Source organism: Treponema primitia ZAS-2 (assembly GCF_000214375.1).
Taxonomy (GTDB): domain Bacteria; phylum Spirochaetota; class Spirochaetia; order Treponematales; family Breznakiellaceae; genus Termitinema; species Termitinema primitia.
Window position 1 is genome coordinate 2742437 of the sequence record NC_015578.1, and the last position, 24750, is coordinate 2767186.

22 protein-coding genes are annotated in these 24750 nt (G+C 51.6%); 9 read left to right on the top strand and 13 right to left on the bottom strand.

Going from position 1 to position 24750, the window contains the following annotated elements:
• Positions 1–26: 26 nt before the first annotated feature.
• From TREPR_RS11830 to TREPR_RS11840, 3 genes are all read left to right on the top strand, one after another.
• Complete coding sequence (locus TREPR_RS11830) at positions 27–656, top strand: corrinoid protein (protein WP_015708555.1); 630 nt, start codon at positions 27–29, stop codon at positions 654–656.
• Positions 657–731: 75 nt separating this feature from the next.
• Entirely contained in the window at positions 732–1274 is a 543-nt protein-coding gene (locus tag TREPR_RS11835) for a DUF2284 domain-containing protein (protein WP_015708556.1), read from the top strand.
• A 3-nt stretch (positions 1275–1277) separates the two neighbouring features.
• Positions 1278–3092, top strand: a complete 1815-nt coding sequence (locus TREPR_RS11840) for an ASKHA domain-containing protein (protein ID WP_015708557.1) — start codon at positions 1278–1280, stop codon at positions 3090–3092.
• 105 nt (positions 3093–3197) lie between these two features.
• Here the strand turns inward: TREPR_RS11840 and TREPR_RS11845 are convergent, their stop codons facing one another.
• The gene (locus TREPR_RS11845) at positions 3198–4202 is read right to left on the bottom strand and encodes a uroporphyrinogen decarboxylase family protein (protein WP_015708558.1); all 1005 of its coding nucleotides are present in this window, start codon (positions 4200–4202) and stop codon (positions 3198–3200) included.
• A gap of 196 nt (positions 4203–4398) precedes the next feature.
• Between TREPR_RS11845 and TREPR_RS11850 the strand changes: the two genes are divergently transcribed.
• On the top strand, positions 4399–5916 hold the full coding sequence (locus TREPR_RS11850; protein WP_015708559.1) for a PucR family transcriptional regulator: 1518 nt from the start codon (positions 4399–4401) through the stop codon (positions 5914–5916).
• A gap of 21 nt (positions 5917–5937) precedes the next feature.
• On the opposite strand, the gene TREPR_RS11855 is transcribed toward TREPR_RS11850, so the two are convergent.
• The 12 genes from TREPR_RS11855 to TREPR_RS11910 form a co-directional block, all read right to left on the bottom strand.
• Positions 5938–7509 carry a PucR family transcriptional regulator gene (locus TREPR_RS11855; RefSeq protein WP_015708560.1) on the bottom strand — a complete coding sequence of 524 codons (1572 nt, stop codon included), beginning with the start codon at positions 7507–7509 and terminating at the stop codon, positions 5938–5940.
• A complete protein-coding gene (gene ispH, locus TREPR_RS11860) occupies positions 7506–8381 on the bottom strand; it encodes a 4-hydroxy-3-methylbut-2-enyl diphosphate reductase (protein ID WP_015708561.1) in 876 nt (291 codons plus the stop codon). The genes TREPR_RS11855 and ispH overlap by 4 nt, the downstream gene beginning before the upstream one ends.
• A 30-nt stretch (positions 8382–8411) precedes the next feature.
• Entirely contained in the window at positions 8412–9632 is a 1221-nt protein-coding gene (secF, locus tag TREPR_RS11865; protein WP_015708562.1) for a protein translocase subunit SecF, read from the bottom strand.
• Positions 9632–11374 carry a protein translocase subunit SecD gene (gene secD, locus TREPR_RS11870; protein WP_052299722.1) on the bottom strand — a complete coding sequence of 581 codons (1743 nt, stop codon included), beginning with the start codon at positions 11372–11374 and terminating at the stop codon, positions 9632–9634. The genes secF and secD overlap by 1 nt, the downstream gene beginning before the upstream one ends.
• Positions 11375–11455: 81 nt before the next feature.
• Positions 11456–11881 (bottom strand): preprotein translocase subunit YajC, encoded by a 426-nt coding sequence (yajC, locus tag TREPR_RS11875; protein WP_015708564.1) that lies wholly within the window; start codon positions 11879–11881, stop codon positions 11456–11458.
• 97 nt (positions 11882–11978) lie between these two features.
• Positions 11979–12269 carry a hypothetical protein gene (locus TREPR_RS11880; RefSeq protein WP_015708565.1) on the bottom strand — a complete coding sequence of 97 codons (291 nt, stop codon included), beginning with the start codon at positions 12267–12269 and terminating at the stop codon, positions 11979–11981.
• Between the two features lie 95 nt (positions 12270–12364).
• The gene (rd, locus tag TREPR_RS11885; protein ID WP_015708566.1) at positions 12365–12526 is read right to left on the bottom strand and encodes a rubredoxin; all 162 of its coding nucleotides are present in this window, start codon (positions 12524–12526) and stop codon (positions 12365–12367) included.
• Between the two features lie 9 nt (positions 12527–12535).
• A complete protein-coding gene (gene rbr, locus TREPR_RS11890) occupies positions 12536–13111 on the bottom strand; it encodes a rubrerythrin (protein WP_015708567.1) in 576 nt (191 codons plus the stop codon).
• Between the two features lie 291 nt (positions 13112–13402).
• Entirely contained in the window at positions 13403–13615 is a 213-nt protein-coding gene (locus TREPR_RS11895) for a hypothetical protein (protein ID WP_148257299.1), read from the bottom strand.
• 33 nt (positions 13616–13648) lie between these two features.
• Positions 13649–15439, bottom strand: coding sequence for an InlB B-repeat-containing protein (locus tag TREPR_RS11900; protein ID WP_015708568.1), 1791 nt, complete (start codon positions 15437–15439; stop codon positions 13649–13651).
• 398 nt (positions 15440–15837) lie between these two features.
• On the bottom strand, positions 15838–17610 hold the full coding sequence (locus TREPR_RS11905; RefSeq protein ID WP_015708569.1) for a tetratricopeptide repeat protein: 1773 nt from the start codon (positions 17608–17610) through the stop codon (positions 15838–15840).
• Entirely contained in the window at positions 17607–18245 is a 639-nt protein-coding gene (locus TREPR_RS11910) for a LiaI-LiaF-like domain-containing protein (protein ID WP_015708570.1), read from the bottom strand. Before TREPR_RS11910 ends, TREPR_RS11905 begins: the two co-directional genes overlap by 4 nt.
• A gap of 64 nt (positions 18246–18309) precedes the next feature.
• On the opposite strand from TREPR_RS11910, the gene TREPR_RS11915 reads away from it, so the two are divergent.
• Genes TREPR_RS11915 through TREPR_RS11935 form a run of 5 tightly spaced genes read left to right on the top strand, consistent with a single transcriptional unit; the run spans position 18310 to position 24749 of the window.
• On the top strand, positions 18310–19410 hold the full coding sequence (locus TREPR_RS11915; RefSeq protein WP_015708571.1) for a tetratricopeptide repeat protein: 1101 nt from the start codon (positions 18310–18312) through the stop codon (positions 19408–19410).
• The gene (locus TREPR_RS11920; RefSeq protein WP_245534731.1) at positions 19410–20873 is read left to right on the top strand and encodes a lytic transglycosylase domain-containing protein; all 1464 of its coding nucleotides are present in this window, start codon (positions 19410–19412) and stop codon (positions 20871–20873) included. Before TREPR_RS11915 ends, TREPR_RS11920 begins: the two co-directional genes overlap by 1 nt.
• A 14-nt stretch (positions 20874–20887) precedes the next feature.
• The gene (locus TREPR_RS11925; RefSeq protein WP_015708574.1) at positions 20888–21775 is read left to right on the top strand and encodes a hypothetical protein; all 888 of its coding nucleotides are present in this window, start codon (positions 20888–20890) and stop codon (positions 21773–21775) included.
• A gap of 48 nt (positions 21776–21823) precedes the next feature.
• Positions 21824–23641, top strand: a complete 1818-nt coding sequence (locus TREPR_RS11930; protein ID WP_041611173.1) for an ABC transporter substrate-binding protein — start codon at positions 21824–21826, stop codon at positions 23639–23641.
• Positions 23642–23648: 7 nt separating this feature from the next.
• Positions 23649–24749: an ABC transporter permease gene (locus tag TREPR_RS11935; protein WP_015708576.1), complete on the top strand. Its 1101-nt coding sequence runs from the start codon at positions 23649–23651 to the stop codon at positions 24747–24749.
• Position 24750 lies beyond the last annotated feature (1 nt).

Genomic DNA, 24750 nt, shown 5'->3' on the forward strand with positions numbered 1-24750 from the left:
TCTAATATTTTTTCAAGGAGCAAATAATGTCAAAGATTGATGAGATTAAGCAGACCGTAGAAACCGGAAAGTCAAAACTTATTGAAGGCCTGGTAGCGGATGCTTTAGCGGAAGGTCTTGATCCTACCAAGATCCTTAATAGCATGATTGATGCCATGGCGGTCATTGGTGAAAAGTTCCAGAAAGCGGAAGTCTTCGTTCCTGAAATGCTGGTAGCTGCCAGGACCATGAAGAAGGGCGTTGAGGTGCTTAAGCCCAAATTGGCCGCCGGCGCCAGCACAAGCCTTGGCAAGTGTATCATCGGCACCGTACATGGGGACCTGCACGATATCGGCAAGAACCTGGTGGCTCTGATGATTGAAAGCGCCGGGTTTGAAGTGATCGACTTGGGTGTCGATGTAACCGCCGAAACTTTCCTGAACTCCATCAAAGCCAATCCGGATGTGAAAGTCGTGGCCCTGTCCTGTCTGCTAACCACCACCATGCCTTCCCTGAAGGAAATTGCCGCAGCCGTAAAGGGCAGCCCGGTGAAGAGCTTCAAGCTCATCATCGGCGGTGCGCCTATTACCCAGGATTTTGCGAACCAGGTTGGCGCCGATGGCTTTACCACCGATGCAGCCGGCGCCGCACAGCTCGCTAAAAAACTGGCCAGCTAATTCTACACAAGTAAGGAAATAGTCTTTGGGGCTCCGGTATTGCCGGAGCCCTTGTCTAAAGCAAGAGGTATAGTAATGCCGGATCAATTGGAAAAAATTAAAGAGATAGCCCTGGATTGCGGATTTTCCCATACCGGGATTTTAAATGTGGATACCATAAAGGTTAGGACAGAGGTCCGTGACGCCTGTGCGGTGAATAAATGCGGCATCTACAACAAAAAATGGTCCTGTCCCCCGGGCTGCGGCACCCTGGATGAATGTGAAGCCAGAATCCGAAAATTTAAATGGGGGATCCTGGTTCAAACTACGGGTATACTGGAGGACTCCCTGGATTATGAGACCATGGAACAAACCGGCAAAGACCATGGGCAGCATATGCAAGCTTTTGCTGAAAAAATACGAAAATTATACCCTTCATCAATGGTGATGGGTTCAGGCGGGTGCAGGATATGCGAAACCTGCGCCTTTCCGGATGAACCTTGCCGTTTCCCCCAAGAGATGAATTCCTCCATGGAAGCCTACGGCCTCCTGGTAAGTGATGTTTGCCAGGATAACAAGCTTCCCTATTATTATGGAAATGGCACCCTAACCTATACGGGCTGTGTGTTACTGGAGTAACTCATGAATACTAATAATTCTGTAGCGCCGCTTATAACCGTGGTTTCCGGCGATACGGAACAAACCATACGTTTCGATATCCAAAAGGATGATAATCTGCTGAAATCCCTGCAAGTCGGGGGCCTGTATGTGCCGGCGATCTGCGGCGGAAGAGGTACCTGTGGTAAATGCAAGGTCAAGGTAACCCGGGGAAACCTTGAGCCATCCCAGGCGGACAGGGATTATTTTTCTGAAAGTGATATTAATGATGGATGGCGGCTTGGCTGCAATGCGCGCCCAGGGGAGGATCTGCGGATCATCATCCCCAAATCTGATGAACAGTCTTTTGAATCGGTGATCAGCTTCGGGACCGGAGAAACTGAAGAGTCCGCTACAGGTCCGGCGGCGCAGACTGAAAAGATAGCCCTGCAACGAAGCGCCACCAGTTTTGCCCACCAGCTAGCGGGTAACCAGGATAAATACCTTTCCCTGCACTCCCTTACCCAAATTGCCCTCTGCGCCGATATGGCGGCGGCCAAGGATGCGGCGCCGGTGGGGTCCGAGGAAGCCATCAGGGAGCCCGCAGTATACCTGTACCGGGACAAAGGCGCCATTGTTTCGGTACAGAGCGGACCTGAGCCGGTCTACGGCATAGGTATAGACATAGGCACCACCACCATTGCCATAGCTCTGGTCGACCTCGTGACCGGCCGGATTCGGGACCGCTTTTCCACGGTAAACAAACAGCGGGCATTCGGCGCCGATGTGATCAGTCGCATGCAGCGGGCCAGTAAGGGTGATCTGTCCCTGCTCACCGGAAGTGTGCGGAAACAAATCTCTGTGGGCATAGAAACCCTGTTGGCCACTAATACGATCAGGGCAAGGGATGTGTGCAAGGTTGCTGTGGCGGGCAATACCACCATGATGCACCTGCTTTTAGGCCTGAGCTGCGCCACCCTGGGGCAGTTTCCCTTTACCCCGGTTACCTTGAATTTTGTATTCTGCTCCTTCCCTGAACTTTTTGAGGGGGATCTGAGCTGCCAAGTAGCTATACTGCCCGGCATTTCCACCTATGTGGGGGCGGATATCACTGCGGGGATATACTTCTCCAATATGTACAAAAGCCGGGAGCCGGAACTCCTCATGGACATCGGGACCAACGGGGAAATGGCCCTCATGGTTTCAGGAAAACTGCTCTGTACCGCCACTGCGGCGGGGCCCGCATTTGAAGGGGGCAATATACAGTGGGGGACCGGCAGCGTACCCGGGGCTATTTCTTCGGTAGTATGGCAGAATGGACAGTTTGAGCTTAAGACCATCGGGAATCGTCCCCCTGGGGGGATCTGCGGTTCCGGGGTGGTGGACTTGGTCAATGAGGGCTTGAAAAGCTCTCTTATAGAACCCAGCGGCAGATTCGATAAATCAGTCCCGAAAACCGGAATTTTCCTGGCCAAGACCGTCGATGGGCAGGATATCAATTTTTGCCAGAAGGATGTCCGGGAGCTGCAGCTTGCAAAAAGCGCCGTCCGGTCCGGGGTGGATGCCCTGATTCGCCATGCCGGCCTTTCCTACGGGGATATAAAAAATCTGTTTGTTGCCGGCGGGTTCGGGTATAACCTCAATTTTTCCAGCGGCGCCGGGATAGGGCTCATTCCCCCGGAACTCCAGCCAAAGGTCCGCCTTATTGGAAACAGCGCCCTGGGCGGAACCGTACGGTACCTACTGGAAGGGGACAGCGAGGAAACCCTGAACGCCATTGTAGGCCTTTCCGAGGAATACAGTTTGCCTGAAGATTCCTATTTTAATGAAATGTTTATTGAAAATATCAATTTTGAATAGCAGGGGCATTCCAAATTAGGAATAACCACGGAGTACACGAACTAAAACAAAGCGGCTGTCCCGGAAGCTTATAGGTTTGGAACAGCCGCTTTAGAAAAAATGGAACTAGAACAGCTCCTTACTCATACGATCGATTTCTTCATTGACCGCTTCATATACGCCGGGGAAGGTGCTGCCTGGGCCGCCCATGGTAAGGCAGGGAATATAGTAGAGTTTGCCGTTATTCCGGCAGGCCCGTTCGACTTCCGAGCGTACCAGCTCTTTTGTCCAGTCCCCTTTGTCCAATACCCCATTGTTGAGATCACCCATAAAGGATATTTTTCCGCCGTACTTTTTCACCAGGTCGGGAACATTGTTTTGGGTCGTACAGCCCTGGAAGACATCAACCCCCATTTCGATCATCTGGGGTACCAGGGTCGCGGCATAGGAATCGCTGTGGTGCACAATAATTTCTACTCCGTGACTCTTGTAATAAGCGTAGACCTTCTTGTACGAGTCCAGGTAAAACTCGTCAAACATGGCAGGGGACATGAAGGTTGAAATCTGGGTTCCCCAGTCATCGTGGTGGAACAGGGCATCCGGCTTGAGGTACTTGCAAACCCCTTCGGCATATTTAAGCTCGTATTCGGTTATAAACTCCACCAGTTCATGCATCGCCTCAGGCTCTTCGTAAAAAGCTGCCAGACAGTCATCGATCCCCATAAGGTAATGAGTCTGTTCAAAAAGCCCGCAAAAGTAACCTACAGTGCAAAAAACATTTTCCCTGTCCACTGCTCCCGCAATTTTTACATACTGCTCCCAGTCCGAGGCGGGATAGTCGGTTCTCGGCATCTTAACCACGCTCTTCCACTTGGTAATATCCTTGACCACCTTGTGCGCATCGTCATGCAAGGGGAAGGGGCCGGGATGGCCTTCCACAAACTTAATGGTAACCCCCCAGGAATTGACCGCTTCGCCTCCAGGCGCCGGTCCCCGGGAATTCACGCCTATCGGGTTTTGCGCCTGATACGCCGGGGTCATGAGAAGATGCAAAGCCTCATACTGCTTAACAAACCGGTCGGGCTTGCCTCCGTGGATGGTTTCCAGAAAGTTTTGTCTTTTAGTAAGCATAATTTCTCCTTATGAATGTATTGATATTGAGGTTAAACAAACCACAGGCCGAAACCCTGACCTTTTTATAGCATGTTTTTCTTTACTTTGACAGTTTCATAAAGTTGCAACTTTAAAAAATATACGCTACACTTAGTAGCGTGACCTTGGGCTGGGTCATTAAAAAGGGAGAGATGCCATTCAAATCACTTCATCCATGCTTTTTTACCTATTTGAAAAAAAACAGAGACTTAGCTATCTGAGCGGAGGTTCCGGGAGTTTTGTTTCTTCGGTCCGGGTCCTTGATACGGATAGCCCGGAGCCGGATTTTTTGTATATATGCGGCAGCCTGGAAGATCTGGACCGTATTACAAAACCGGTTTCCTGTTCTTTCCTGCTTACCGGCCCGGTGGAGAAACAGAGCATACCGGAGCAGCTGCGCGGCCTGGACATAGCCTGCGTTACCGAGTCTACGCCGGTGGTCAAGGTTCTACAGGATGTTTTTGCCTTGATCCTGAGCCTGGTGAATTGGGACATCCGCCTTAATAACGCCAGCTTTGAAGGAACCGAGTATGCCAATTTATTTAAAATTATCCGGGAACAGTTTACCATGCCCTTTCTCCTCCATGACCGGAATTTTGGAATTATTGCCTATTCTCAGGATAGTTTAGCGGATCCAAAAAGGGAACTTGTCCCCATAGAGAGGGTTAATGAAATAATTATGGAAGAGGGGACGGTTCACAAAATTTTTGAACATCGGGAGCCCTATATTTACCCCCCCTTTCCCTGTGAAGAACGGTGGCTCTGTAGTAATTTTTTCAGCGGAAACCACTTTGAATGCCGTTTTATCGCCGCTTACGATCAAAGTTCCCCCAATATAAACGGGCAGTTGGAATTGCTGAAGATTTGCTGCGCTTACACAGGCAAAATTTTTATCAATAAATCGGGGAAGCTGATCGACAAAAGACAGAATGAAGAACTCCATGAATTGATACGGAGTTATATCCAACAGTCAAGCGATCTTACCGGTCAGGATATTATCCCCATTATCAAAAGGACAGACTGGCAAATACAGGATCAATATAGGGTAGTGATTTTTCGTATGCCCGATGCCATGGAGTTTAAAAACAGCTCATCCTATCTGTGCAGATACCTGGAAACCGATGTTATACATTCCTGCGCACTGATTATGGAGCCCCTGATTATATGGATAATGAATTACCGGTTTCAGGGAAAGACGAAATATCAATTTGGGGATTACCGTAAAGTAGTTCCCTATCTGGTTCGGGAATTTAACTGTAAGGCGGGAATGTCAAACAAGATGGGTTCTTTTATGGGCCTGCGGGACGCTTACACCCAGGCCAATGCGGCGCTGCGATTGGGGGAAAAAAAGGATCCCCATCTTTGGTGTTATAATTTTGCTGACTATACCATGGAATATATTACCGATCGCCTTACCAGCGAGTTATCCCCGGAAAACATGCTCCACCCCGGGGTTATCGCCCTTACGGAATACGATAAACAAAACGGCACTGAATATCTGAAGACTATCCAATATTTTTCTGATGCGCGGTATAATATGACGACTGCAGCTGCAAGGCTGCCGGTTCACCGCTTAACTTTTCTGCGCCGCTTGGAAAAGATAAAGGAGATATCCAGGATAGATTTTGAAAACTCCGATGAACTGCTCCTTATCCAGCTTTCATTAAATATTTTGGGCGCCTCTAAAAACTAACCGGATTTTTGGGGATTCCCATCATTCCTGCCCGGTATCCAGTTCCAGCAATTTAAATGACAACAGCAAATACCACTGATTGCTGCTGTCTTCGATATTCAAACCGCTTATTTCCCTGATCCGTTCCAGCCGATATGTAAGGGTACTACGGTGTATGGATAATTCTATAGCCGTCCCGGTGATATTCAAATGATTTTCCAGATATTTTAAAAGGGTTCGGAATAAATCGGCTTTATGCTTACGATCATAATCACGCAGTTTTATTAATTCAGGTGAACAGATCATGGAGGGAGGAAATTCGCCGGCACAAAAGTCAAGGATCAGGGATTTAACAATATTTTTAAAATAATACAAATGAGCCAGAGGGCTGCTGCGATTGCCTGCCTTTAACGCCAATTCCGCCTGTCGGTAATACAGTTTTAATGTATCAAAACCCGAAAATTTATCGCTGATACCGGCTTTAAGATTATTATTAATGAGGAATGTGCCCATGATAACCGAAAACCGGTCGACTTTTTCCCCCGAAAAGCCGTCAAAGCTGTCAATTTTCGCGTCCGGGATGTTCTCACCCATATCATTCATATTGATAAATACCGCTACTGCAGCATCGTACTCAAAAACACAGGCTTCGGGAATAATTTCTTTTATACCTGCCTCTATAAAAGAAAGGGCGGGATGTTCATCATAACTTGAGTCAAAGAAAACTTTCATACATACATACTGATAATCATCGATCCAGTTGAATGTGCCAAGCAGCTCTTTAATAGAAACTGCATCGGTAAATTCTCCAATCAGAATATTCCTGATAATGTTTGGTAAAACCATCTGCCTGGCAGCATCTGCGGATGACCCTGTTATAATCGGCTGAACCCTCTCCGCCAAATGTTCTAGAAGGGCGCTGTCACTGGGGTTAAATTTTCGGGAATATTCCAGAACCAACAGCCGGTATTGCAAACGGTTTTTTTGAAAAATGTTCACATAAAGGCTGCGGACGCCGGTTATACTGGTGGGGAACAGTACTGCCCGCTGCATGGAATAAATATCGTACTCTGAAAGATCAATATGATCAGCGTCTTTTTCCTGTAGTATATAGGGCATCCGGGGAAATGCATCGGTATATTTTTTTGAAAAACTGATAACCTTGTAATAATTATCATGGAGAATCAGTGGGTTATTGAATATGTTATCACTGGCATCAAGCATGGCCTGGATATCCCTGTTATGGTTCAGAGCTTCCAGAAGATCTGCATCCCATTTATCGAAACGGGAATAGATATTCTGCACTATATCATAAATATCCAGGGGCAAAACATCACGGAAGGTAAAAATAGCTTCGAATAATCCAAAATATTTTTCCACGGTCCCCAAATTTGTATTTGGCTGCATATATAAAAGGATGGAACGGGTTTTTTTATCCGGCACGGCGCTTACCGTATTTGCATCGCATATATAGATCTGATCATCCTTTACAACCGTACCATCCCGTAAAAACTGCGGCCGCTCAAGGGTAAGTTCACCGTTCAGGTTACCAAAAAACGCAACTGTAAACCTGCCGCTTAATTCCATGAACAGTATATCTGCGCTAATCCTCATGGTTCAGGCCCCTCTTTCAACAGCGCCTTTTCTATAGCGCCAATCAGGCTTTCTGGGGTTGAAGCCCCGGCGCAAAGCCCCAGGGTTTTAAATGTCCTTGTCTCCGGAGGAATTTCAGCGGGGGATTCAACCAACCATGCGGGTTTTCCCTCCTGACGGGCTATGGCAAGGAGCCGCCGGGTATTGGCGGAGGAGCGGCCCCCGGCGACGACTATGGCATCCGCCTCAGCGCAGAGGGAACGGAGGCTGTCCTGCCGCGCTTCGGTGGCCCCGCAGATGGTATCCAATAGCTCCAGGGCGGGAAAAAATGAGCGGATGCGCTCTTCGATCGCCCTATACTCAGCGGGGCTTATGGTGGTCTGCCCGATGAGAGCGGTCCTGGCCTCAGGATCTTCCCGTAAAAGTTTTTTTGCAGCTTCCGCCGCTTCGGTGCTATTTGCGGCCAGGATGCAATGGGGGGCATAACCCTGAATGCCGATAATCTCCCCATGATCCCGGTCGCCGGCGAGGAATATCCGGTATCCCTCTTCGTGGAGGGCACGAGCTTTTAACTGACTGGCTTTAACTTTGGGACAGGTGGCGTCTACGAGATGAGCCTTCCGGTTTACCAGGGTCAGCTCCAACTGGGGGGTGATCCCATGGGCACGTATAATTACGGTGGAGGCGCTAAGGTCTAGAGGAAGTTCATCCCCATCCAGAACCTCAAGACCCTGCCCTTTCAGGGCGTCCATAGCCTGGGGGTTGTGGATCAGGGGACCCATGGCAAACACCCGGCCCGGGCCGGATCTTTGCTTCAGGGTTTTTTCCGCCATATCCATGGCCCGACGGACCCCCATGCAATACCCCAGAATACGGGCGCGGATTACCTTCACTGAAGTGAATTGCACCGCCCTACTTTGTACTTACACACTTACTTTTACCACGGCGGACCTTTTCTTAGCCCGTTTTTTTGCCTGGACGTCCCAGAAATTGACAAACCCGGAGGCGATAAAGATAGTAGAATACACCCCGGAAAGCATACCTACCAACAGGGCCTGGGCAAAATCCTTCATGGACCCGGTGGTAAATATAAAGAGGGATAAAACCGCCAGCATAGTGGTAAGGGTGGTAATAATGGTACGGCTCAGGGTTTCTGTCATGGCCCGATCCAGAACGTCTACAAAGGCGGCATCGGGATAGATACGCCGGGTTTCCCGGATACGGTCGAAGATAACGATAGTATCGTTGATGGAATACCCTAAGATGGTGAGGATCGCCGCAATGGTGGTGGTGTTAAATTCCATACGGGTCCAGGTTACAAAGGCCACGATGATAAGGGCATCATGGGCAATGGCCAGAACCGCGCCTATGGCGAATTGGGGCTTAAACCGTATGGAAGCATAGATCAGGATTAAGAGCAGGGTAAGGGCCATGAGGATACCCGCCTGATCCGAGAGCTGCTTGGAAAACCGGGAACCTACATAGTCCGACCGGGTTACCGCTACCCCGCCTGTTCCAAAGACCTCTTCCAGGACAGAGATAATTTTTTCCGCAGGAATTCCCTGGCCACCATCAATTTCACTATCCTCCATACGGATCATAAAATTACGATCCGCGTCCTGTCCCAGAACCTGGACCGAAACAGTTCCCAGGGGTGTTAAGGCGGAGCGGACATCCTCAATGGGGATCACCGGTAAGTTGTCGGGGAGGTAGTGGATCCTATAGGGATCCGAACCAAGCTGGGGATTACCCTGGGCGCTCTGGACCAGGGATAGTGATACTGCGCTGCCCGGAGCCGAGGTATTTACCTGTATTCCATCCACCGTGGAAGACAGGGCAGCGGTTAAAGTACCGATGCTTGGGTAGGCGGTGAAAGGAAAGTTATGGGTTACCCCTTCTACACCGGAACCGGATATAACAATATAGAAACCATTACGGTCCATAGAAACAGAGGCGTTTCCCCGGCCATTGTAGGTCAGGGAAAAAGCCGTGGGGGCAAACTGCACTTCCTGGATGAGCCCTGCCTGGAAATCGACCCCCAGGTTAAAGCCCTTTAAGGAATAGCTGATAAGCCCCCCAATAATCAAGACCGTCGAAACAATCGCCGTAGGAACAAACAAGCGCGAAAAACGAATAATCTTCATTATTTGATCCCCCGTGAGACTTCACCGATTTTTGGGGAGAACCAGCTGACTGAAAGCTTTTTACTGCCCAACACGTCGGTGCCGAAGTCAAAGATAAGCCGCGATACAAAAAGGGCGGTAAAGACCGAGGAAAACACCCCGATGGCCAAGCTGACCGCAAAGCCCTGAATGGGGCCGGAGCCGAGCTGGGAAAGGAACAGGGCGGCAATAAAGGTAGTGATATTGGAGTCCATGATGGCCCAGAAGGCCTTGTTGAACCCCGCATCTATGGCGGCTTTCCGGGACTTGCCCAGCCGCAGTTCCTCCTTCATCCGCTCAAAGATGATAACATTGGCGTCCACCGCCATGCCTATGGTCAGGATGAAGCCGGCGATACTGGGCAGGGTCAGGGTAAAGTTAAAGGCTGAAAGTATGCTGCCCATGAGGTAAATATTCAGGACTTGGGCGACAACCGCATTTACCCCGGACCCTTTATAGTAAGCAAGCATGAAGATCATCACCACTGCCAGGCCGCCGAGCAAGGCATAAAGCCCCTGGCGTATGGTATCCGACCCCATGGAGGCGCCGATGGCCTGCTGGTTGACTACCTCAAGCTCCACGGGCAATGCCGCGGTTCGCAGGGTAAGGGCAATATTATTGGCTTCTTCCAGGCCGAACCCGGTGAGCCGCACTTGGTCCCGTATGGGGGACTGGATGGTGGCCTGGGACTTAACCCGGTCATCCAGCACTATGGCCAAGGGTATACCCACGTTGTTGGAGGTAAGCTCATAGAAAATATCCCCCCCCTCGGCATCCAGCCCGAAGGTAACCTCAGGCTGGCCGTTCAGGGAATTCCGTTCCACCAGGGCGCTCTGTATATGGTTGCCGTCCAGGCCGATTTCACGTTTGATCGCCGTATACCCGGTAAATTCGTCCAAGCCGTAGCGGTCCTTGGTATAGACCCCCCGGATAATCACGTCCGCAGGCACGATGGAAGGATCGATAAGTTCTCCGGCGCTGTTAAAGGTTGATGTGGGATGGGTGGCGTAATACTGGTTGAAGGTACTGAGGGCGTCCCGATCCACAATATGGAAGTTCAGCCCCCCCTTGCCCATGATGATGGAACCGATCCGTTCCGGGTCCGCAGCTCCGGGTATTTCCACATAGATCTGGTCCGCCCCCTGGCGGCGTATCACCGGCTCGGTAAGGCCGAACTTGTCGATACGACTGTTCAGCACTTCCAGGGCCCGATTTACCGCATCGGTCCGATCTTCTTCGGTAAGTTCCCTGCCCAGCCGGTCCCGAAGAGCGTCCATGTCGGCCTGCAACACGATACTTAAGCCCCCGGAAAGATCCAGACCCAACTGGACTGCATTTTTCTGAAGGTCCTTTAGCTTGAAGATATTTTCACGATACCGAGTTTCAATGGTTTCCTGGGCTTCCTGGCGGCTTATAAAGCTGGAAAGCACCGTCTGGGCATTCCACACCGCATTTTTAAGATCCCGGTTGTTCTTTTTGGCAATAGTTGTGAGGAAGGAAAGCCGTTCCGGCACATCAGCGCCGGAACGGGCCGCATCTATCAAGGATTGAAGATCCGCCTGGGCTGTCTGGGAAGCATATATTTTAATCTGCTCCCGGGATCCCAAAGCCAAAACCTGATCTTCCTTGGGAACCATAAAATACCAACGTATAGTTGGAAACAGGAAGACAAAACACACCCCAATCGTCAGAAGGACGATTAAGAACCGATATCGTTTACTCATGTATCCGCTCCACGAAGCGGATGCTTGATGTTTGAAACATAACGCTCCAAGCGCCCTGTTTCATGCATCCGCTTCAAAAAATTAGTTCTTAGAATCTTCCGCACCACCCTCCTGGGCAGGCTTGTCATCCGAGGTTTCCGTTTTCTTATCTTCGATCTTTTCAACCTTTTCGGCTTTTCCGCCACCATCCGCCACCACCGTGGCTATGGCACTGCGGCTGAATTCGACCTTGACGCTTTCGTCTATTTTAACTACCACCGTGGATTCCTTCACGGTCTGGATAACCCCGTGGATACCGCCGATAGTGACGATTTTATCGCCCTTTTTTATGGCATTCAGCATTTTCTGGGTTTCTTTCTGTTTTTTGTTCTGGGGCCGGATGATAAGAAAGTAGAAGATACCAATGATCAGGATAAAGGGAACAAAGGTGCTGATAATGGAACCGGAACCCCCACCCTCGGCCCCTCCCTGGGCGCCCAAAAGAAGAGAAAAAATAAGTGAATTCATAGTTTAACATCCTTACGTAAATAGAGCTTTTTGTACGCTAGCATGGGAGGGCGGGGAGGGTCAAGGGGAGGAAAAGAAATTCAGTTTATGATGGCTGTTACAGAACGATCGCCCGTTTGACATCTACCAGGAAAACCCCGAAGAGGCGGTCCAGGGGAGAATCAACCGTAAGAGAGGCGCCGGCTGCCTTGTTATAGAGTTCCACCACGGTTTCCAGCTCGGTCTTTTCCTTAGAGTAGATTGCCGAGGAATAGGCCGCCCGGAACAGGCCTTTTTCGGCCAGTTCCCGGGTGGACAAGCTGCGATACCGGTTTCTGGCTTGGCCATCCACCACTGCGGAAGGTCCGTCATAGCCAATGGTGAAGACAAAATCTTCCCTTTTGAGCATAAAAACCCCTTTCTTCGAGAGTCCGGTCTAACACCCTCCGCACAAGGCCCGAGGCTTTGTGTTTATTCGAGGGTGTACTTCATTCGTAAGCGACTTCACTGAGGATCGAAACTATCCTTCCCAACCCCGCAGGTAGGGCACGCCCAATCGCTGGGGAGGTCCGCAAAGGCGGTTCCGGGCTTAATATCCCCCCCTTTATCGCCTACTGCGGGATCGTAGATATAACCGCACACATTACACACGTATTTCTGACCCATCTTGTCCTCCTACCAATTTTCGCCTAATACTTCAAAATAGTCCTGGGGGTGGGCGCAGGCCGGGCAGGCTTTGGGCGCTTCGGTCCCCTCAAAAATATATCCGCAGTTCAGGCAGCGCCAGATGACGCTTTTGTCCTTTTTAAAGACCTTCCCGGCATCCAGGTTGGCCTTGAGTTCGTGGAACCGTTTGGCGTGCTGTTTTTCCGCCACCGCAATATTCGTAAAAATCACCGCAATGGCGGAAAAACCCTCTTCTTGGGCGATTTTGGCAAAGTCAGGGTACATTTCCTTCCATTCGTGATCCTCCCCGGCGGCGGCATCCGCCAGGTTTTGAGAGGTCTTGCCAATGACCCCCGCAGGGAAAGAGGCCTGGATGGTCAAATCCCCGCCCTCAAGAAACTTAAAGAGCCGTTCGGCATGTTCCTTTTCCTGGGCGGCGGTTTCGGTGAAAATATTGGAAATCTGTACTAAACCGTCTTTTTTGGCAGCGCTGGCATAAAAAGTATACCGGTTCCGGGCCTGGGATTCCCCGGCAAAGGCGATCAGCAGGTTTTTTTCTGTCTTAGTTCCCTTTAAATTAGGCATATTTTGCTCCTTCAAATGAAAGTATATCACGTAAGTATTCACCTTTCCATGAGGATTTTCAAGTGATATTTTTTGAAAAACAGGCTGTTTTCAGTTTATAGCTGTGCTGGGTTACTGACCGGGGAGGGAGGGCAAGGCCCCGACGGCGATTATGCCATTGCCCAAACGACGACGGTATACCCAGAATCCTCATTCCTGAATGTTATATTGGAAACAACGCCGACAATCTCCATTCCCCCATTTTAACATAAAAAAATGTGCCAACCGACACATTTTTTTATTCATTGTTTTTTACACAATCTTTTCGTCTTTTTTATTCAATGGCGTAAAATTACCCGTGTATTCACTGCCGTATGCACCCTTGATTGCCCCCGTCGGGAATGAGGTGCCAACACTTGCCAATTTTACGGATTGTTGTTCCAATGGTTCCGCCTGTGCCAAAGTGCCTGTTGTATATGTTAATATCCCAGTTAAAGTTGAGTCAAATGCTGCCTCTTTTTCCAAATCGGTTCTGAATGCCCGCAATTCTTCCTGGTCCTAGCCCAATTGAATAATCAACGCCTCCGCCATTTTCTCTGCGTCTGCACCGGAAATACCCAATGCCCCGGTAATTTGTGTCACCATGTTGTTTTTCAGTATAGTAAGCTGATTACCTATAATGGAGCTATTCCCAATTGGAATACTCGTTCCACGTGTAGAATATCCATCAGTATCAGTGGCATTGTTCACCCCAGCAGTTGTGCGGGCATTGATAAACGCAGTAACCGCGCTGTTAAGTTCAACATGCTCTGATTGTGCATCCGGTTCCGTCTGCCAATCTCTGCTTATCAAATAGTGACCTGCCTTGTATGCGTTAAAATTCTTATCAAATGCCGTGGTATCGTCACTAAAAACTGTGTTAATTATAACAGTCCTTTGTGCATCCATAGTCGCAAGGAATGTCGTAATTGACGGTTTGGTGCCTGCACCCCTTATTATCGTTTCGGCATCTTTCAACGCGGTAAGTTTGGCGGAGGGGTTACCAATAGTGCCAATGTATTGTTCCAATATCCTGGCCTGATTGGACAGTTCTGGCAATACAGCGTCTATAACATTCGCAGCCTCAGACCCTGAAAGTAGACCGTGGATAATGGGCGACGCAGGATTTGAATTTGCGTAAATATGACTTCCTGTGTCCACATTTTTTGGTGTGCCAAAAGGTGTTGCGGGTAAAGAATTCTGCTCCCCGGTCGGGATGCCGCCGCCAGCTGGTGCGGTATTAGATGTGTTGAACGTTATCTGGAAGGTACCGGTAGCGGTAGCGATGCCGCTGTAACTTAACGGCGTTATCTCCAAATAATATGTACCTCCATTATAACCACCGCCGCTCTGGTACACCGGCATATAAATGAAGGTGACATCATCGTCGTAATAGATGGTTTGCTCGCCTCCAATCCTGCCATCCATGCTAACGTACCACACTTGTATCTTTAGGACTTTTAGTGTGCCGAATTTGACATGGATACGGTGTTGATTTGAGGTTACATTCAAAGAAAACCACTGTTTACCGGATGTCACAAAGTTTCCGTTTGTCCAGGTACCGGCAGTCAAACTTATAGCGGTGTCCCGGCTGGAGCCGGGAACTTTTTCTTTCCAGGATGCAGTTATTATTATATCACCGCTTACATTTGTGTAATCACCCTCCCAGCCATCGAAATCGTAACCGGTTTTTGTTGGGGCAGAGGGTGGCACAGCACTATCACCCTGAGCTACACTTCGGACACCTATTGTACGTTCACCATCCATAAATGTTACTGTATAATGCGGAAGCTCCGGAACCTCCTGAAGATGAGCATAACCCTCTGAATCCATCGTATAGCCTGGTTGAATAGTATATGTGGCAAGTTTCAGGCTTGAGTCGGTAGTATAGTCTATCGTCTGAACCTGAACCTCGTCACAGTCAGGGTATGTGCACGATTGCCTGCCCACCTTATCATGCACAGCATACACTGTGCCCGTCTGTCCAGAGCCGAGTGGTCCAGCAGGAACCACAGTTACAAAACGAGAGTTCTCCAAGGTCCACACCGTTTCCCCGTATGTATGCTCGTGTGCGGGCGTTGTTGGTGTTGTTGGTGTTGTTGGTGTTGTTGGTGTTGTTGGTGTTGTTGGTGTTGTTGGCGTTTGTGAGCCCCCTTTTTCATCACCATTATTACCACCACCCCCTGGCATCTCACATCCCGTAACCACGACCGACGTCACCGCCAATCCAGCCGCCAAAATCATCACTAGTAAATTTAATTTACTCCTCCGTGACTTTGGTTGTCCATTTTCTTGTTTCTGTTCTTCCATTTTGTTTTCTCCTTTTTTAAGGTATCATCGGAGTAATGCTACGCAACACTCCATGCCTGAATGGGGTGTTAGGGTTTCCGAATGAGGCGTTAGGTATCTTGACAAGTTGTGTTTTAGCTAAAGTATAACGGGAGCCGGGAGCCGGGAGAGGTGAGGTCTGCTTTATGAGACACAACCCTACTTGGAGTTTTAGTGTCGCCGTTGCCTGAAACATGGGAATATCCTAGTCAATACGGAAGATTTATTCAATAACTTCTCCAAAAATGAAAATCAGACAATTTTTGCCCGCTATTAAAACTTGTAGGCACAATGGCACATAACCCCACCGTAAAACGGTTACTATGCACAACGGTATCCCTCACGGCGGATATGAGCCACCCTTGGTTGCACTGAGAATTTCAGTTCTTCATAACGTTTTCATACTCCGCCTCGTAACCCTTGAGCTGGGGGTTATCCGGGGCCAGGGCTAGGGCTTGCTTGAGGTAGTATACTGCCCGGCGTTCGTCCTTCCGGCGGTGGTATATTTCAAACATGCTTATCAGGGAGTTCAGATTGCGGGGGTCCTCAAAAAGGCTGGACCGGAGCTCGGTCATCACCGCTTCTGGGTTGGTCCGGAGGCGGCTGCGGAGATAGTAGTAACGGCTTTTCAGGGTGCCTCCGGGCAGGGTGTTAAGGCGGCTTTCCAGCAGCCTTCCCGCTTCAGCTTGCCGGCTTGAGTCGATCAGGGCGGCAATGTAGGCCAAGGCCCCTTCCTCAAAGGAGGGATCCTTTTCGTAGAGTTCCAGGGCATAGGATAGGGCAGCTGCATGGTTTCCCAGGCCCCGCTCCACGGTATAGGCAGAAAGCAGGTCCTGGTAGGAGCGGCGCTCGGTCAAAAGCCGGTTTAAATACTGCGAGGCCTCCTCCCAGGCCTGGCGGTGTATTGCATCCTGAAGCGCCAGGGCTAATACTTCCAGAGAGGGCTCCCGGACACTTCCACCGGAATTTTCCGGGGCACCCAAGAGGCGGCTCAGGATTTCCCGGCCTTCATCATGGTCCTCCTGGCGGTTCGATTCCATCAGAAGTTGTGCGGCATATACTGACACTTCTTCATCCCCGGGATCGGAGCGGAGTATAGCCCGGAGGTAATTCAGGGCGCCATCCCGGTTCCGGTACCCTTCGGCCTGGAGGCGGGCGCGAAGGAAAAGGTATAGCCGGTTATTGGGATTGATGGATGCATAGAGATCCAGGGGAATCTGAGCCTGGAGGAACTGGCCCCGCTCCACTAGTATATGGGCTTGCATGAGGATAAACCGCCCGTCCCGGTTGTTTCGTTGCAGTATCTCGGATATGGCAGGCTCGGCCCGGGACCAGTCCCGGCTGTTGTAATAAGCCAATGCAAGCTGCCGCTTTACCGTGTCGTTGTCGGGATACTGGATAACCAGGTCGGAAAGCAGGCGTATCCCCTCCTGATCCTGGCCTTCCCGAATCAGGAGCCGGGATAATTCCAGGGCAGCGGGATAACATTCCCGGGATATGGTATAGACCTTGGTAAATTCCCCCTTGGCCTCTTCGATGCGCCCGGCCCGTTCATAGGTGATACCGATAAAATAGATGGCCAGGACACCCCGGGGGTTTAATTCCCGGGCGCGGTTCAGATCCGGCAGGGCATTTAAAACCTGAGATTCCCGGGATTCCCCCAGAAAAACCAGGAAAGGAAGGACATGCTCAAGGTAATCCTGGGAATTTGCCGGGGGAGGGGTATAGATGCCCAAATCGGCCTCCCGGAGTATCCTGGTATACGGGTGGGTCAAGGGGGGAGTCACAATGGGCATCTCGGCCTGCACATCCGGGTAAAGCCTTTTCAGCAGGGTCACCGCCACGGCGGACATGGCCCTGCCAAAATCTCCCTGTTCCAGGCCCCGGGTTTTTATTATATCCAGGGCTCTGATCAGGGAAGAAGGGACCCCGGATTCCACTAGTGCGCGAATCTCATCCGCCGTGCCCCCGGAATTTTTTGGGAAGAAAGGCGTCTCCTGAACCGGGCTTGTAGGAATGGTAAGAAGAGTTTCCACCGGTTCGGGGCCGCTAACACAGGAAAAAACCGGGAAGCAAAAAAGAAAAACAACCGGAGGAATACTCCAAAAAGCGATTCTCCGGGGATTATTCCGGGGATCGCCGCACACTGTCACGGTTTGGAGTCCTCCGGGAAACTTCGACCCCCAGGGGTTTCGGCGACGGGTTCCGAAGGGGGAATCCGGTCCGAAGCGCCGCCATTTGAAGAGCTTTCTGATTTTTTTTTCGTTCCCAGGGACAGCAAAACCAGAAGCAACCCTGCTAAAACTACAAAAAGGAACCACCAGTCCACTACGAACTGTTTAAAGGAAAAGGGAACCACCCGAAAGGAAAAAATCATCAGCATACAGCCCAGGAAAACAAAGGCGATGGCGGGGACCACATAACGGATGCGGACAGCCCCAAAATGGTGCCAGCCCGCAGGCAAAAGGGCAAGACCTGAGAATACCGACAGCAGGGGCCAACTCTGGGAGAAGGAAAAGGGGATAATCTGTAGGGCGGAAAGGAAAAGAAACAACCCGACCAACAGGAAGAAGGTGGCAAAAAACAAATAAAGTGAGCGTTTGTTCAATTTAATTGCAAAAAAGGCAAATAATACGCCGATAATTACAAAGAAAAAGGCCCTTAGTACGGAAAATGGGGTAGTTCCCCCACGGGTTCCCAGTAAAAAGGCGCTTCCGATAAACATCAGCAGGAGACCGAAGAAAAATACAATGCGTGCGGTGATCTTGTAGCTTGTTTGTAGGGCCATATGGTAAGTATAACAAGACTTGGCTTTGCTGCCAATGGGAAAACCTTATGTTAGGATCAAGGTTGTGAAAAAAAAATTGACTTCTTTGTTTGTTCTGCCCCGCCTGTGGCGGTTTTTTCTTGCCCTTTTGTTACTGGGTATCCTGGCGGTATGCGCCACCGGGGATTCCCAAAATATCAACGATGGGATAGATCCTTACTATCTAATTGGTTCCAAGGAGCAACAGCGGGTATTTCGGGATCTCTTCAGCCTGCTGTCCAAGGAAGCCCAAAGCGGGGAGGAGCAATTTTCGGTGGTCAGGGAAATTGCCAATGAGTATGCCAAAATGAAAGAATACAGCCGTTTAATCAACTTCCTCAGTTCCTGGACCTATACCCATCCGGATGATCCCTATATTGCCTATTACTTACTCATGACCGCCTACGGTTACGGCCAGCAGGATGCGTTTACCATGGCGGGGCTGTACTTTGATCTGATCGTCAAAAACTACCCGGACCTGACTATCCGGGGAGAATCAATACACCTGACCTGCCTGAATCAGCTGATCAACCTTTCGGACAACCCGGAGCAGCGGGTCTGGTACTACCAGGAGCTGATCTCCCGGTTTTCTGACAAGATCGACCTGGGGGTTACCTATTTTATGCTGGGCCAGGCCTATGAGCATATTGGCGAATGGAACGGCGCCATCCAGGCCTATACCCAGTTTCTGCCCTATTACGGGGCAGTCATCCCAGGGTTCCCCGAAGCGGACAGTTACGCCAAACAGTTGGTAGACTTCAATAACTCCCGCAAGGACTGGACCTTTGAGACCCTGGGTTCCCTTTTGACGGCGGTCCGTTCCGCTCTGGATAATGGGAGCAGTTGGCAGTTGCGGCGTTATCAGGCCAAGGTCAACTTCTTTGCCCGGTCCTGGGGGCAGGAAGACCGTGATGGTTCGGGGATGGCGGAATTCAACCTTTCGGATTTTATGATGAGCAACCATATCCGCTACGCCGCCGAACTGGACGCCACATCCAACGCCAACGAAGCCTACCTCCGTACCTGGGGCTGGTCCCAGTATATTTCCACCTGGTATCTCTACTTCCGAAAGATCAACTTCCCCTCGGACCCGGAGATTCATGGCCGTTGGGAATGGGCGGGGATCTATTATGGAGAAAAATTTTAATGAACCGGTATTTCCCCCGAAAATGGATTCCACGGCCCCGGTCATGCGGGGCCCTTTTTTTATTGTCTCTGCTCCTGACCTTCCCACTTCCCTCCCCTGTCTCCGGGGCTGAACCCCTGGATCCCCCGGTGCAAAATCCGTTACCGGCGCTCCCCCCCACGCAAACGCCGGTAACGGCCCTGAGTCCGGCGCCTCCCCCGGCAAGCCCGGAAAATCAGGCGGCCCCAGAGCCGGCTTTCCCCCGGCCCCTGCGGCAGGTTTATGCCACCCCGCCGGCGCGGCTTATGCGTCGGAACGGCTCGCTTCCTGAAAACACCCTTTCCCCGGCCCTGCCAGGACTGAACAAGCCTCTGACCCGGCATTATATCCAGCAATACTCCGGGAAAGGCGGGCTTGTCTGGCTTGCTGCGGTGATGGAGCGCGCAGGACCTTATATTTTCTTTGTACGTCAGGAAATACGCGCCCGGAATCTTCCGGAAGAACTGGCCTACCTGCCGGTGATTGAGTCTGGGTACCTTTCAAGCGCCCTGAGCCGTTCCGGTGCTGCCGGGCTCTGGCAGTTCATGCGGAACAGCATAGGCGGCTACGATATGAGGATCACCGATTATGCGGACGAGCGTATGGATTTCTGGAAATCCACCCAAGGAGCCCTGCGCAAGCTGGAGGACAATTACAAGCAACTGGGTGACTGGCCCCTGGCCCTGGCGGCCTACAATGCCGGCCTGGGAGGGGTGACCAGGCTGATCCGGGAAACCGGCATCCGGGACTACTGGCAGCTTGCGGAGAAGGGGAAGCTGAAAACCGAAACCGCCCACTATGTGCCCAAACTGCTGGCGGTTTCCTATATTTTGTCCAACCCCCGGCAGTTCGGCTTTAGCCCATCCTGGCCCGAGGACCCCCGGTGGACCCGGATCACCCTGGATCGTCCGGTGGACCTGGTTCTTCTGGCGGAATATTCCGGGGTGAACGTGGAAACCCTTAAAAAGGGAAACCCAGAACTCCGCTATACCATAACGCCCCCGGAACGGGGCTACCAGCTCAAGGTGCGGGACGCCGATGCCCCGGCAGTGCTAGCGGCCCTGGAACGGGAGGACCTTTCCCTGATACGCTACTACTTCCACACCGTAGGCTATGGGGACACCCTTTCCGCCCTGGCCCAGCATTACCGGCTTACGGTGGACCGTCTCTTAGCGGATAACCCCGGGGTCAACCCCCGGACCCTCCAAATCGGCAGCAAGCTGCGCATCCCCGCCATTACCGACGCAGGCCCCTATCAGCGGCAAACCGCAAGCGGGGCCGGCCTTGCCTTTGAGGGGACCCATCTGGTAAAACGGGGGGAGACCCTGTGGTCCATTGCCCTGGCCTACGAGGTGGACCCGGAAGTTCTGGCAGAATTCAACGGTATGGGCTTAAACGACACCCTGCGTGAGGGAAGGGTGTTGAAAACGCCGATAATAAAATAGCGAGGGTTTGAGGGTTGAGGAAAGCCGCTTTCTTTTTTATAGCAATTTTTCTTGTCATAGAAGTGTCCGGGCAGGAGATTGGCATCACCGGGTCCGTGGAATGGGAAGGGATGGATATCCACACATCCGTGGCCCTGCGCCTGGCTTCCGTGGGGATACGCTTGCCCACCGGCCGGGCCCAGGCGGAAGAGCTGATCAGCACCGAATACCCCCGGCTGGTGCGGCCCTCCCTGCTTTCTATACCGGTGGATTCCTCCAACACCGTGGAGGACCTGATTAATTCCGGAGAATTCTCCCTGCGCACCGTGGGGAGCATTGCCCTATCCGCCAAGCGCATCCCCCCGGCCCTGTCCACGGACCTGGCCTTCCTCACCGCCAACTACACCATCGACCTTACCCGCATAGGGGCGGCCCTCATCCGGCACAGTGCCCCCATGGAAGTGGCCCGGCCCCTGCGGCCCATCCCTGCGGCGGCATATACGGGAATCATCATCATCGCCAATGAGGCTCTGCCGATCCACGGCCGGAACGCGGGCGCCAGGGTTCTCCCCTGCCTGTTCCCCAAGGTCTGGGATACGGAAATGAACCTAATCTACGAACGAAATATGCTGTACAACGAAACCGCCCAAAACGCTGGTATGGTCCGCTATGTATCCGAAGAGAGTATCTTCCGCCCCACCCCTTCAGGGCTGAGCCCGGAACTGAGCGCCCTGGTGGGAAATAACCCCCTGCGCATCATAGCCCGAGCTGTCTACGGCATACGGCCCACGGACCCTATCATCGACCGGCAGGATGCCCTGACCATCCTGTCCTCGGATGCAAATATCCGGCTCCTCAGGGAAGGCCGGGTCGCCCTGGTATTGCACCGGGATGTGCTGAGAAACCCTATTACCAGCGAATAATTTTTTTGTCGCGTTGACAGCCCCACTCTGCCCGGCTAAGATAAAATCATGAAAAAGTTGGCGATGATTGTGGTCCTGGCCGTTCTGGCCCTTTCCTGCTCCAGAAATGACGAGCTTTCCATGGAAGATATTAGCGCCCTCACCGGGGCGGGGGTTACGGAAATCCTGGCAAAGACCAGTGCAAAGCCCTGGCGGGGAGAGGAATTCACCCCCGGAAAACTGGGCGGAACCTGGAACAGTGTGATGGATCAGGACCCGAAAACGTTTAATATCCTTATCGCCCAGCAGGACAATATAAGTGCAGGGATAGTAAATTCCATGCTGGACTATCTGGTGGATTACGATCCCCTCACCAAAGAATGGAAACCCCACTGCGCGTCCTTTGAGATCATCCCGGATGAAAAAACTGATACTCTGGATCTGATCTATACCCTCCGGGATGATATGTACTGGAGTTTTTACAATTCGAATAGAAAAATTAAAGTTACCAGCGATGATGTAATCTTCTGGTACAATGAAATTGACGGTGACCCCGCGTTCCAGAGTTCTGGCTATTACCAGCAGTTCCTCACCATGGAGGACGGCACTGAGGCGCACATTGATATTGAAAAAATTGATGATCGGCGTTTTGTGTTTCACTTCCCCCGGATAGTGGCGGAACCCCTGCTGGCGACCAATACTGACATAGCGCCCCGGCTTGACTACGAGCAGGCCAAACGGGAAAAGGGCGTCCAGGGGGTACAGGACCTGTTCAGCGTGAACACCGACCCGAAAAACATACCTTCCATGGGGAAGTGGTTTCTGGCGGAATACACCCCCGGGCAGCGGCTGGTGTTCAAGCGCAATGGCGATTACTGGGACAGGGATAGCAAGGGTACCGCCATTCCCTACTACGAAGAACAAATTGTGCGGATCATCCCGGATGAGAACACACAATTCCTGCTCTTCAAGGAAGGGCAGATCGAAACCTATACCGCCCGCCCGGAAGACCTGGATGAACTGGTAACCAAGGCAAACAGCGATTATACGGTATTCAACAACGAAGGCGCCCTGAGCGCGAGTTTCTGGACCTTTAACCAGAACCCGGCCAACAACGAAACTCCTCAGTACGAATGGTTCACCAAAAAAGAATTCCGCCAGGCCATGAGCTGCCTCCTGAACCGGGACCGGATCATCTACCAGGTGTACCGGGGGCTCGCGGCGCCGAAACTCAGCTTCTTCCCCGAGCCGAACCGCTTCTACGATCCGGAAATAGTCCTGCAATATACCTACAGTCCGGAACAGGCGGAAAAACTCCTAGCCGGTATAGGCATCAAAAAGGACAGCGCAGGGATAATGCGGGACAGCCAAAACCGCCCCATTGAATTCAATTTAACTATCCGTTCCGAAAGTGCGGTGATGAACGATATTGCCTCTATTATCAGTGATGAATGCGGTAAGCTGGGCATCAAAATAAATATACGGGTCCTGGATTTCCAGAAACTGGTGGAACAGATATTCAATACCTTTGACTGGGAGTCGATCATCATGGGGCTTTCGGGCTCCCAGATATTCCCCAGCCAGGGAAGCAATGTCTGGGCCTCAGGCGGCAACCTCCACCTCTGGTATCCCCAGCAAAAAAGCCCGGCCACGGACTGGGAAGCCCGGGTGGACTACCTCTACAACGAGGGGGCCTTTACAGTGGATCCCCAAAAGGCAAAGGCCTATTGGGATGAATTCCAGGGGATACTCCTGGAACAGTGCCCGGTAATTTACCTGGTACGGCCCAGGAGCTTTGAAGCCCTGCTGAACCGCTGGAATCAGTCGAATGTCTACTTTGACAATCTCAACGGCTTCGAAATAACCCATATCTTCCTGAATCAGTGAGAGTTCCGTGAATCGTGTCGCAGCCGCAGCCCGAAGAATCGCAGCATTACTATTCCGGCCCTTTTACCTTTTTAAACAAAAGGCGCCGCTAACTGCGTATATTCTGAACAGGCTTGTTACCATGGCGGTGATGCTCTTTCTCCTGGGCTTCGCCGTATTCGGCCTCATGGAGCTTGCCCCGGGGGATATTGTGGATCAGATCATGATGCAGCAGCTTTTCTCGGAAGGGGATTCCCAGAGAGGGGCAGTGAGGAACCAGCAGGCCATGTCCATGGATCAGCTTGAAGCCCGCCGGGCAAGCCTGGGCCTGGACCAGCCCTTTTACATACAGTACCTCCGCTGGCTTGAACGGGTTATCCTCCACCATGACCTGGGGACGAGCCTCATATCCCGGGCGCCGGTTTCCTTCCTCATCGCCTCCCGCCTGGCAAATTCAGTGTTACTGAACATCATCTCCCTGGTGCTGATAACCTTCTTCTCGTTTTTTCTGGGGGTATACTTTTCCACCAAGGCGGGGACCCATGCGGATCTGGCGGTTACCTTCTTTGCCCTGGTACTCCACGCCTTTCCGGGGATGCTCCTACTGATACTGTTGCAGCTTTTCGCTTCGGTTAGCGGGCTCTTTCCGGTCACCGCTTATCCCCCCTTCCCCTTTGCCTCAAACCCCCCAGGGTTTGTGTTTTCCTACGCACATCATATCTTTCTGCCACTGCTGGCCTCCTTTCTGGGAGGCATTGGGGGAACCCTCAGGATGATCCGGGCCACCATGCTGGACCAGCTGGGGCAGCCCTACATTACCAGCATACGGGCACGGGGCATAGGCGAATGGCGGGTCTACTTCCACCACGCATTCCGGAACACCCTGAACCCCTACATCACCGGGAGCGCCAACCTCCTGGCAAGCCTCTTTTCAGGCTCATTGATTTTAGAAATCATCTTCGCCTATCCCGGCATAGGCCGGCTCATGTACGAGGCGGTACTCCAGGAGGACATCAACCTGGTGCTGGCCAATATCATGTTCGTATCCTTCCTGGTTCTCTTAGGCATGGTCCTGGCGGACATACTCCTGGCCCTGGTGGATCCCCGTATCCGCTACGGAAAGGATTAGT

Excerpts from the sequence above, each read along its gene's own strand:
- TREPR_RS11855 (WP_015708560.1), bottom strand. The coding sequence starts at position 7,509 with ATGAGGATTAGCGCAGATATACTGTTCATGGAATTAAGCGGCAGGTTT.
- TREPR_RS11910 (WP_015708570.1), bottom strand. The coding sequence starts at position 18,245 with ATGGCCCTACAAACAAGCTACAAGATCACCGCACGCATTGTATTTTTC.
- secD (WP_052299722.1), bottom strand. The coding sequence starts at position 11,374 with ATGAGTAAACGATATCGGTTCTTAATCGTCCTTCTGACGATTGGGGTG.
- TREPR_RS11840 (WP_015708557.1), top strand. The coding sequence starts at position 1,278 with ATGAATACTAATAATTCTGTAGCGCCGCTTATAACCGTGGTTTCCGGC.
- secF (WP_015708562.1), bottom strand. The coding sequence starts at position 9,632 with ATGAAGATTATTCGTTTTTCGCGCTTGTTTGTTCCTACGGCGATTGTT.
- TREPR_RS11835 (WP_015708556.1), top strand. The coding sequence starts at position 732 with ATGCCGGATCAATTGGAAAAAATTAAAGAGATAGCCCTGGATTGCGGA.
- TREPR_RS11850 (WP_015708559.1), top strand. The coding sequence starts at position 4,399 with ATGCTTTTTTACCTATTTGAAAAAAAACAGAGACTTAGCTATCTGAGC.
- rd (WP_015708566.1), bottom strand. The coding sequence starts at position 12,526 with ATGGGTCAGAAATACGTGTGTAATGTGTGCGGTTATATCTACGATCCC.
- TREPR_RS11930 (WP_041611173.1), top strand. The coding sequence starts at position 21,824 with ATGAAAAAGTTGGCGATGATTGTGGTCCTGGCCGTTCTGGCCCTTTCC.
- TREPR_RS11900 (WP_015708568.1), bottom strand. The coding sequence starts at position 15,439 with ATGGAAGAACAGAAACAAGAAAATGGACAACCAAAGTCACGGAGGAGT.
- TREPR_RS11830 (WP_015708555.1), top strand. The coding sequence starts at position 27 with ATGTCAAAGATTGATGAGATTAAGCAGACCGTAGAAACCGGAAAGTCA.
- TREPR_RS11920 (WP_245534731.1), top strand. The coding sequence starts at position 19,410 with ATGAACCGGTATTTCCCCCGAAAATGGATTCCACGGCCCCGGTCATGC.
- TREPR_RS11845 (WP_015708558.1), bottom strand. The coding sequence starts at position 4,202 with ATGCTTACTAAAAGACAAAACTTTCTGGAAACCATCCACGGAGGCAAG.
- rbr (WP_015708567.1), bottom strand. The coding sequence starts at position 13,111 with ATGCCTAATTTAAAGGGAACTAAGACAGAAAAAAACCTGCTGATCGCC.
- yajC (WP_015708564.1), bottom strand. The coding sequence starts at position 11,881 with ATGAATTCACTTATTTTTTCTCTTCTTTTGGGCGCCCAGGGAGGGGCC.
- TREPR_RS11880 (WP_015708565.1), bottom strand. The coding sequence starts at position 12,269 with ATGCTCAAAAGGGAAGATTTTGTCTTCACCATTGGCTATGACGGACCT.